Source organism: Catenulispora sp. MAP12-49 (assembly GCF_041262705.1).
Taxonomy (GTDB): Bacteria; Actinomycetota; Actinomycetes; order Streptomycetales; family Catenulisporaceae; genus Catenulispora.
In genome coordinates this window covers 1-9,480 of record NZ_JBGCCP010000080.1, presented here as the reverse complement: position 1 = coordinate 9,480, position 9,480 = coordinate 1, and the positions used below count along the sequence as shown (strand labels likewise).

Below are 9,480 nucleotides of genomic sequence, written 5' to 3'. Positions count from 1 at the left end.
TGCCGCGCTCCAACTGGAAGGTGATCCCGTCGACGGACTTCACCACGCCGTCGTCGGTCGGGAAGTGCACCTTCAGGTCGCGCACGTCCAGGAACGGACGTCCCCCGGGGCCGTTCACAGCCGCACCCGCGGGTCTGCCACCGCGTACATCACGTCGACCAGCAGGTTGGCCAGCACGATGAACGCCGCGGCGAACAAGGTGACGCCCATCATCATCGGGAAGTCGCCGTTCTGGATCGAGGTGATGGCCAGGAAGCCGATCCCCTTCATGGAGAAGGTGATCTCGACCAGCACCGCGCCGCCGAGCGCGGTGGCGAAGTCCATGCCGAAGATCGTGATGATCGGGGTGACCGCCGCCCGCAGGGCGTGCTTGAGGAGCACCCGGCGCTCGGACAAGCCCTTCGCCCGCGCGGTGCGCACGAAGTCCTCGCTCAGTACGTCGAGCATTCCGGCCCGGGTCAAACGGGTGTAGAGGGCGGCCAGGCCGAAGGCCAGACAGGTCCAGGGCAGGATCATGTCCAGGAACCATTGGCCCGGATCGGACGTGATGCCGACGTAGCTGCCCGGGGCCGGCAGGATCGACCACCGGTAGGCCAGCGGCAGGGACAGCAGCGGCGCGAGGAAGTAGACCGGCAGCGAGATGCCGAGCAGGGCGACGGTCATCGACGCCCGGTCGAGCAGCGAGCCCTTGCGCACGGCCGAGGCCAGACCCGAGGCGACGCCGAAGAACAGCCACAGGACGCCGGCACCGGCCGCGATGGAGAAGGTGACCGGCAGGTCGCTCAGGATCGTGGGCCAGACCTGCTGGTAGTTCCTGAACGAGTAGCCCAGGCACGGGGCGTGGCAGGCGATGTCCTGGGTGCCGTCGCTGAATGTGGTGCCGGTGACGATGGTGCGCACGTAGTCGAGGTACTGGACCGGGAACGACCGGTCGAAGCCGAACCGGTGGATCACCCCCTGGATCGCCGCGGGCGAGGGCTGTTTGCCCACGTACTGGACCGCCATGGTGGCCGGTGTCTGCCCTCCCCACTGCGGCATCTCATAGAAGATGACCATCGTCACGAAGGCGATGACGAGCAGCAGCCCGGCCACGGCGAACAAGCGCCGAACGATGAAAGTCAGCATGGTGTCGGAGCACTCACCCGATGCCGAGGGCCTGGTAGTCGTACATGCCGTACGCCTGCTCGATGTAGGCGTTCGTGAGGTTCGGCGGACGCAGCATCAGGGCCCGGGAGTCGATCATCGGCACCAGCGCCGCGTCCTTGAGCGTTTGCTGGTCGATCTGGGCGTACAGCGCGTTGCGGGCGTCCGGATCGGTGGTCTTGAGCGCGGTGGCCATCAGCGTGTTGATGGCCGGATCGTCGAGTTCGGAATAGTTGCTCTCACCGGTCGGCTTGATGCCGTCCGGGGTGACGATCTGGTCCAGGAATCCGTACCCCGACGGGAAGTCGGCGGCCCACGCGGTGATGAACATCGCCTCGTTGTTCTGCCTGACGTAAGCCTGGCTGCCGGCCTTTATCGAGAGCTGGCTGTACTTGAAGCCGTCCTCGGTCACCGTGATGCCGATGGCGGCCAGGTTCTGCTGGATGACGTCGGCGACCGGCTTGTCCTTCGGCTGGTCGATGTAGTAGCCCACCTGGGTGGTGATGCCGGTGATGTGCTCGGCGGCCTTGCACGTGGCGATCTCGGCTCTGGCCTTGTCCAGGTCGCCGGCGTGGTTCGGGGTCGGATACAGGTCCTGCTGGACGTAGCCCGGCACGGTCGGGGGCAGGACCGTGGTGGCGATGTCCCCGCCGCCGATGCCGCCGCCGAACGCGGTCTGCACCGCGGACTTGTCGATCGCCCACTCCACGGCCTTGCGGCAGTCGAGGTTGTCGAAGGGCTTGATCTTCGTGTCGATCGTCAGGTAGGTCATCAGCCCGGTGATCGGGTCGTCGGCCTCGGCCTTGAGCTTGGGGTTGCCCAGCACCTGCGACTGCGTCGCGGTCTGGACGCCGACGCCGCCCTGGTCCACGTCGGTGGTGCCGTGCAGCAGGTCCTGATCGACCGTCTGCGCGCTGACGTCCACCTTGTCGACGATCCTGGCGGCGCGGGCGACGTGCAGGTGCAGCGGGTCCGAGGCGGCGTTGAAGTTCGGGTACGCCGACAGGTCGAGTTCCTTGCCCACGGCGTAGGAGTCGAACGTGTACGCACCGGAGGACAGTACGTGCTCGTAGTAGGTGGCGCCGGTGTCCTTGGCCCGCGGGACCGGCACGGTCGAGGGCAGCGTCAGCACGTCGTCGAAGTCCGCGAACGGCTTGACCAGGTGGAAGACGATGGTGCCGCTGTCCGGGGTGTCGATGCCCGAGGGATGGTCGGCCGGGTTCTTGTCCTTGTACGGGCCCTGATAGTTCGTGGTGTCCGTGAGCAGCTGCTTGAAGTACGTCGGGCCGTTCGGCAGGACGTCCTGGCCCCAGTTCGAGCGCTCGATGCCGTAGGCGACGTCCTGCGCGGTGATCGGAGAGCCGTCCGTGTATGTCGCGCCCTTGACCAAGTGGAAGGTCCAGGTCAGGCCGTCCGGGCTCATGGTGCCCAGGTCCGTGGCCAGGTCTGGGACCAGTTTCACCGGGCCGGGGCCCTCGGCGAAGGTGACCAGCGAGCGGGTGTAGAGCCGCATCACGTTCCAGTCGGCCCCGAAGTAGCTGTTGCCCGGGTCGGTGGACTGCAAGTCCGAGGACTGCTCCATCCGGAGCGTTCCGTGGGCCGCGGCCGAGGACTTGTTCACGATCCCGGTCACGCCGACGTTGTACTTCGCCGAGGCAGCGGATCCGTTCCCGCCGGCGGACCCGCTGCCGCAGGCCGCGGCGCCGAGCGCTAAGGCGGCTACCGCCGCGCAGGCGGCTATTGGTGGATTGCGCATGGTGTGTGTGAACCCTTCGTCGTCTCGTTCGGGTCTCACCCGGTCAGCGGCCGGCCTTGGGATCGAAGGCGTCGCGCAGTCCGTCGCCGAGCAGGTTGAAGGCGAGCACGGTGAGGAAGATGGCCGTGCCGGGGACGATCAGGAACTCCGGATCGACCTGGTACAGGGCGATCGCCTCGTTGACCATCTCGCCCCAGGAGGGCATGGGAGAGCGGATGCCGACTCCCAGGTAGGACAGCGACGCCTCGAACAGGATGTTCGACGGGATGAGCAGCGTCGCGTAGACCAGGATCGGCGCCGTCAGGTTGGGCAGGATCTCCCGCAGGATGATCCGCGCGGGCGTGGCGCCCATGGCGCGCGCCGCCTCCACGAACTCCCGTTCGCGCAGCGCCAGCGTCTGTCCGCGCACGATGCGGCCGATGTACGGCCAGGAGAAGAAGCCGATGATGATGATCAGCAGCACGATCCGCAGCGTGTTGCCGGTCAGCCCGAAGGCCGAGTAGCCGAGCACCCCGGACAGCGAGATCGCGAACAGGAACAGCGGGAACGCGAGCATCACGTCCATGGTCCGGCTGATCACCGAGTCGACCAGGCCGCCGAAGTAGCCGGCGACCATCCCGAGGCCGACCCCGATCACGATCGCGACCAGGGTGGCCAGTCCGGCGATGCCGAGCGAGGTCCGGGCGCCGTAGACGACCCGGGCGAACAGGTCGCGGCCGGTCGGCACGTCCACGCCGAGCAGGTGTCGGGAGCCCATCCCGCCGAAGCCGCCGTAGGGGATCTGCAGGTTCGGGTTGATCAGGTTCGTGTGCGGGGTGTACGGATCGTTGCCGGTGAGTGAGCACAGTTGCGGCGCGAAGAGCGCTATCAGGATGAGCAGGATGACCGTCACTCCCCCGGCCATCGCGACCTTGTCCTTCTTCAGGCGGCCCAGGGCGATCCGGCCCGGGGAGCGGCCTTCGATGGCCTTGCCGGGCGGCGCCGCGGCTCGCGGCTCGGCCGCTGGTGACGGGCCCGGTTCCAGAATCATCGTCATGGGATCCGCGCCCTTCAGCCCAGGAGTTGCGCCCCGTGGACGAGATCCGTCGTGACCGAGGCCCGGAAGTTCGTGACCGCCGACCCGTCGCCCTCGTCGGTGTTGATCAGCACGGCGACGGCGTGGTTCTGGTCCTTCGTCAGGACCACCATGTTGGCGAACCCGATGTCGGAGCCGGAATGGCCGACGTACGGCTGCCCGCTGACGACCTCTTGGACCCAGCCGAGCCCCTGGTAGGGCACGATCTTCGTGCTGACCTGCGGGCGCAGCATCTCGGCGACGTCGGCCGCCGACAGGATCGGGGGCGTGCCGGCCGCCCCGCCGATCATCGCGCGCAGGCTTGTCGCCAGATCGGTCACCGAGCAGCGCAGTGCCCCGGAGGGGACGTCCGGATAGCTCATCTGGGGCAGCGCGGCCAAGGCGCCGTTCTTGAACTCGTACGGCACGGCCAGTACGCCCGGCGCGAACTGCCGCAGGTACCAGTGTGCGCCGGTGATGCCGAGGGGCTGCAACACGTTCGCCTCCGTGTAGGCGGCGAAGTCCTGTCCGCCGACGCACTCGACGACATAGCCGGCCAGGGCCATGCCCACATCGGAGTAGCTGAAATACGTGGCCGGCTTGTGCTTGGGGAAATACGACTTCTTCGGCGAGTAGTGCTTTCCGCCCGGCACGAGGTAGTCACGCAGGAAGTCCGACAGGCTCTGCGTCGGGTCCCCGACGGTGTCGAAGCCCACGTAGTTGTCGTCCGAGATGCTGGAGGTGTGGGTGACCAGTTGGTGCGGGGTGATCGGCACGTCCGGGTAGGCGGGGTTGCGCACCGGGAAGTCGATGAAACTGTTGACGTCGCCGTGCAGGTCCAGACCACAGAGTTCGAACAGCCGGACCAGCGCCGAGGCGGTGAACAGCTTGCTGACCGACGCCAGGTGCATGGGCGTGGTCGGGGTGAGCTTCCGGTTCGCGGCGATGTCGGCGTAGCCGAAGGCCCCCGCGTAGGGTGTCGGGGCGTTCTTGGACACGATCGCGACCTCGACGCCCGCGACGTGGGCGGCCGCCAACCGGGCCGGCATGCCCGCCTCGAACGCGGCCAGCCACTGATCGAACGTCTGGTTCTGGCTCGTGTTCTGGCTCGTGTTCTGGCTAGTGCTGGCGTATGCCACGGAGCCCTGGGCGACGACGAGGCCGGCCAGTCCCGCTTTGAGTACCGAACGTCGAGTCGAGATCATGATGCGTCATCCGTCTCTGGCGGCCGTTTCCGCCGTTGATTCCGGGAGTTCACCGATCGGTGTGGCGAGGGTATGGCCGCCGATCGGGCCAAGGCTTCGTCCGGGCGGATAAGGTCCGCGACGGAATCTGTCGCGTAGGACGAAGGTCGTCGGCTACCTGCGAGGCAACGGGCCGTCGCGGACGGTCTACGGCTGCAGCCGCAGGTACAACATGGCCGCGAAACGGGCTTCGGCGTCGTTCAGATCGATCTGGCCGATCTCGGCGACACGGCGCAGCCGGTACCGGAAGGTGTTCGGGTGGACGTACTGCGTCGCGGAGGCGACATTCACGTCGCCGAACGCGTCCAGCCACGCCCGCAGCGTGGCGACCAGGCGGGTACGGTGCCGGGCGTCGTAGTCGGCCAGACGCGCGACCGGGCCGCCGAACACGTCGCCGCGCTCGGCGATCGCCTCGGCCATCTCCGCCAGCAGCGCTTGGAGCTGAACGTCGCCGATCGAAGCCACGCAGGCCCCGCCATCGCGCCTGCGCAGTACGTTCAGTGCCCGGTGCGCCCCGACCCGCGATCGGATCAGTTCGCTGTGACCGGTGCCGGCCTCGCCGATGCCGACGATCAGCCCGTGGCGGATCCCGATGCGCCGCAGGAACTCCTGCGCCACCAAGGCGACGCGCTGTGCACCGTCGGCGCTCTGCTGCGGCACCGGCACGATGGCGTGGATCACGTCGCCGACGACGGCCACGGCCGAGCGCGGATGGACAGCGGTCAGATGCACCGCGAACGCGTCGGCCACGCGCTGCCGTTCGGCGACCAGGTTCGCGTGCTGCACGGCGGTCGGCTCGCCGGGAGAGCCGACGACGTCGAGGGCGACGACCACGGCGGCCCGTTCGGCCAACCCGAGGCGCGCGACGGCCTGCGCCGCGCCGGGCCCGGGCTCCAGCGCGGTGGCGACCAGGTCGGCGTGCAGCCGCCGCCCGACGTCGGCCCCGGCACGCAGCCGCATCATGTGCAAGGCGACGAGCTTGGCCGCATCGCGCAGTGCCTGCGCACGCTCGACCGACAGCGGCGCGCGCACCGCGGCCCAGATCGTGCCGAGGATCTCGTCCCCGGCCCGCACCACCAGCGCGGCCCGGGGCATCTCGCCGTGGGCCACCAGGTCCGGCAGAGGATCGACGAACACCGGCTCCTCGCTGCGGTACAGAGCCTGATAGACACCGCGCTCCTCGAGGATGCGCGTGTACTGCTCAGGGACCTGCCGGCCCAGGATGGTCGCCACCCGCGAGGCGTCGGCTTCGTCCTGGCGGCCGGAGAACGCCAGAACCCGGTTGCCCCGGTCCTCGATGGTGATCGGCGCGTCCAGCAGGGCCGCGATGGCGTTCGCGAGGGCGAACAAGTCCCCCGCCGGCGTCCCGAACATCGTCGCGGTGTCCGCCTCGCCGATGTCGCCTTCGGCGATCAGCGTCCTGACCATGGCCGCCAGCTGCGCCCACGTCGCCCCGGGCGTCAGGGCCAGCACGGTCACACCCGACCGCGAGGACGCGGCCTCGATGACCGGATCGGCGGCGACGGGCGCCCGAACCACCAGCGCGGCCGCGCCGACCATGACGGGATCGGCCAGCAGCGCGGCGATCGCCGCCGGCTCCCGCACCCCCACGCCGAGGACCAGCGCGTCCAGACACGAAACCTGCTCCTCCAGCGGATCGTAGATGACGACGCCGCCGACCGGGGCCCCCGAGACCGCATCGCCGCACACCACCTCAAGCAGGGTGCGGCCGAGGTCCTCGACGACCCTGCCCAAGCTGGCCCGTGGATGCGCCTTCATCGCCAATCGCATGCCTTCCGCATCCGCGGGCCGCCCCCACGCCGGGATCCCTCGCCGTCCACGGCATCCTGACGCCGCCGAGGCCGCGTTGGCAAGGATCTTGAGCTGGACCCGCTCACGACGCGGTGAGGTGAATCAGCGTCTCGAACTGCCTGGCGCCGAGCGACTCGAAGAGCGGCCGGGACATCGGGCTGTTCTCGCTGATGGCGTAGTGAGCCCCGTCGGCGACGGCTTCTCGAAGGCGCGCGGCGACGAGGGCCCGGTAGTAGCCGTTGCCCCGGTGCTGTGCGGGAACCGAGCCGCCGAGCATCAGCACGTGGTCGCCGATCCTGATGTTGTGGCCGGTCGCGACACTCTCACCATTCACCTCCAGCACGTAGCCGGTGACGCCTGGCGCGTCGAGCAGGGCGGGCTGGATCAGCTGGTCCACCACCGCCCTCGGCGCCCCGAACCCGGCCGCCATCGCCGCCGCGAGCACTTCCCACTCCGCACCGGGCACTCTGCGCACTTGGGCGCCCAGCGGGAGCCCGGTGGAAAGCGTCGGCAAGAGCTCGGCGTCCCACAGCAACAGCGGACTCGCCTCCGCAGAGGTCATCCCGTAGCCGGCAGCCAGATTCCGCAGCTCCGGATCGACTTCTCCGCGCACCTGGATGCTCCACGGCACGCCTTTCGCGGACAGTTCGCCGGCGAACTCGTCCACTTCGGCGAGGATTCGCTCCGGCTCCACGTAGACGACGTTGAGAGTCGACACGGGTACACCGGTGAAGACCAATCTCGTGCCCGAGCTGCCTTGTCGCCTATAGGCGCCGGCCAGAACATCGCCGTATGTGGATATTGCCCCATAGAACGCATCGATCGCGGTTTGCGTTACGGCCACGTCGTTTGACTGCGTCATTATCGTGCAACCTCAGAGCTTGTATTCGGATCCAACAACCGCGAATAGGTCTTCAACCGCCGAAACCGGAAGCATCTCGCGGATGTGATCCTCTCACGATGCGAGATACCGCACCGGTTGAACCTCAACGCAGTACGCGCGCAGCTACTGACTCTGAATGCGTGATGTCGTGTACTGACAGATCTTGATCCCTGCGGTGCGTCATGAGTATGAGCTATCCGCAGGGCTGCGGGCCGGCTATGCGGCGGGCTGGTCCGTACGCTCGATGAAGCCGCCGCTGTGCACCGGCCGGACCTCGACGCCGCCGCCGTCGCGAACGGCGGGGTTGGTGCGCGCGATCGCAATGGCCGCGTCCAGGTCCGGTGCCTCGATCACGGAGAAGCCGGCGATGGCCTCCTTGGCGTCCTGGAACGGGCCATCGGTGATGCCACTGGCGCGGATCGAGGTCGCCATGTCCCTCGGCATCAGCGCGTACGCCATGACCATGGAGCCGCTGTTCGTCAACTCATCCGCATGCTGGTCGCATTCCTCGAGATCCTCCGCCGTCGCTGCCGGCGAATGAGCCACGCTACTGACTTTGATGCGTGACCGCCTGTCCCGCGGGCCGTGCCGAAGTACACGGCCCGCCGTTCACGTCCGCCACGTCGCCACGTCGCCACGTCGCCACAAAGTCGTCACACAGCAGTGCGGCCGGCGTCTGCGGCGATCGTGGCGCCGGTGATGTAAGCGGCTCGGTCGGAGGCCAGGAACAGGACCACCTCGGCGATCTCGCGCGGTGCGGCCAGACGGCCGAGGAGGGTGCTCTTCCCGACCTGGGCCGCCCCGTCCTCGCCCATGGTGGTCAGGACCATGTCGGTGCGCGTGGGTCCGGGAGCGACGGTGTTGACCCGGATGCCGGCCGGGCTGAATTCCGCCGCCCAGGTGCGGGTCAGTGATTCCAGGGCGGCCTTCGTCGCGCTGTACACCGAGAGTCCGGGCATGCCGATGCGGGCTGCCATGGTGCTGATGTTGACGATACTGCCCGCGCCCTTGGCGATCATGGCCGGGACGAGCGCCGCGGTCAGGAAGTACGGCGCCCGGATGTTCGCGGCCAGGACGGAGTCGAACTCGGCCGGGTCCTGGTCGGTGGTCGGGGCGCCGGGGAACACCGCGGCGTTGTTGACGAGGATGTCGACGTCCCCGGCGGCGTCGGCGAGACGTCGCAGGGAGTCCAGGTCGGTCAGGTCGGCCGCGATGAAGCGCGCGCTGCCGCCCTGCTCGGTGATCGCCTGGACGGTCCGGGCGCCGCGCTCAGCGTCGCGTCCGGAGACCACGACCGCGGCGCCGGCCGAGGCCAGCAGCAGAGCCGTCTCCCGGCCGATGCCGCCGGTGGATCCGGTGACCAGGGCCGTCTTGCCGGTGAGTTCCACGTGTTCCATGGGTTGCTGCCTTCCAGGAGGGCGGTGGTCGACCGCCAGAATGGGTTGCACGGCCCACTCTGCTCGGCCAAAAATGGGTTGTCTAATCCAAAAACTGCTAGAGGGCTTTCGGACCGGATGTCGTTGCCGGGTCGACGTCTGGTGACAGGCTGTTACGTGCGCGCTATGCCGTTGGTATGAGGTATGGGAGG

At 68.4% G+C, this 9,480-nt stretch carries 8 protein-coding genes; all 8 read right to left on the bottom strand.

The window, feature by feature from the left end; translation table 11 throughout:
• Positions 1-114: 114 nt before the first annotated feature.
• The gene (locus tag ABIA35_RS49280) at positions 115-1,125 is read right to left on the bottom strand and encodes an ABC transporter permease (RefSeq protein ID WP_370362637.1); all 1,011 of its coding nucleotides are present in this window, start codon (positions 1,123-1,125) and stop codon (positions 115-117) included.
• Between the two features lie 13 nt (positions 1,126-1,138).
• Positions 1,139-2,899 carry an ABC transporter substrate-binding protein gene (locus ABIA35_RS49275; RefSeq protein ID WP_370362636.1) on the bottom strand — a complete coding sequence of 587 codons (1,761 nt, stop codon included), beginning with the start codon at positions 2,897-2,899 and terminating at the stop codon, positions 1,139-1,141.
• Positions 2,900-2,942: 43 nt separating this feature from the next.
• Complete coding sequence (locus ABIA35_RS49270; RefSeq protein WP_370362635.1) at positions 2,943-3,935, bottom strand: ABC transporter permease; 993 nt, start codon at positions 3,933-3,935, stop codon at positions 2,943-2,945.
• Between the two features lie 14 nt (positions 3,936-3,949).
• On the bottom strand, positions 3,950-5,158 hold the full coding sequence (locus ABIA35_RS49265) for a serine hydrolase domain-containing protein (RefSeq protein WP_370362634.1): 1,209 nt from the start codon (positions 5,156-5,158) through the stop codon (positions 3,950-3,952).
• A gap of 186 nt (positions 5,159-5,344) precedes the next feature.
• Positions 5,345-6,976: a PucR family transcriptional regulator gene (locus tag ABIA35_RS49260; protein WP_370362633.1), complete on the bottom strand. Its 1,632-nt coding sequence runs from the start codon at positions 6,974-6,976 to the stop codon at positions 5,345-5,347.
• A 115-nt stretch (positions 6,977-7,091) separates the two neighbouring features.
• Positions 7,092-7,727 (bottom strand): hypothetical protein, encoded by a 636-nt coding sequence (locus ABIA35_RS49255; RefSeq protein ID WP_370362632.1) that lies wholly within the window; start codon positions 7,725-7,727, stop codon positions 7,092-7,094.
• Between the two features lie 381 nt (positions 7,728-8,108).
• Positions 8,109-8,438, bottom strand: a complete 330-nt coding sequence (locus ABIA35_RS49250) for a YciI family protein (protein WP_370362631.1) — start codon at positions 8,436-8,438, stop codon at positions 8,109-8,111.
• A 107-nt stretch (positions 8,439-8,545) separates the two neighbouring features.
• Positions 8,546-9,280, bottom strand: a complete 735-nt coding sequence (locus ABIA35_RS49245; protein ID WP_370362638.1) for an SDR family NAD(P)-dependent oxidoreductase — start codon at positions 9,278-9,280, stop codon at positions 8,546-8,548.
• Positions 9,281-9,480: the final 200 nt, after the last annotated feature.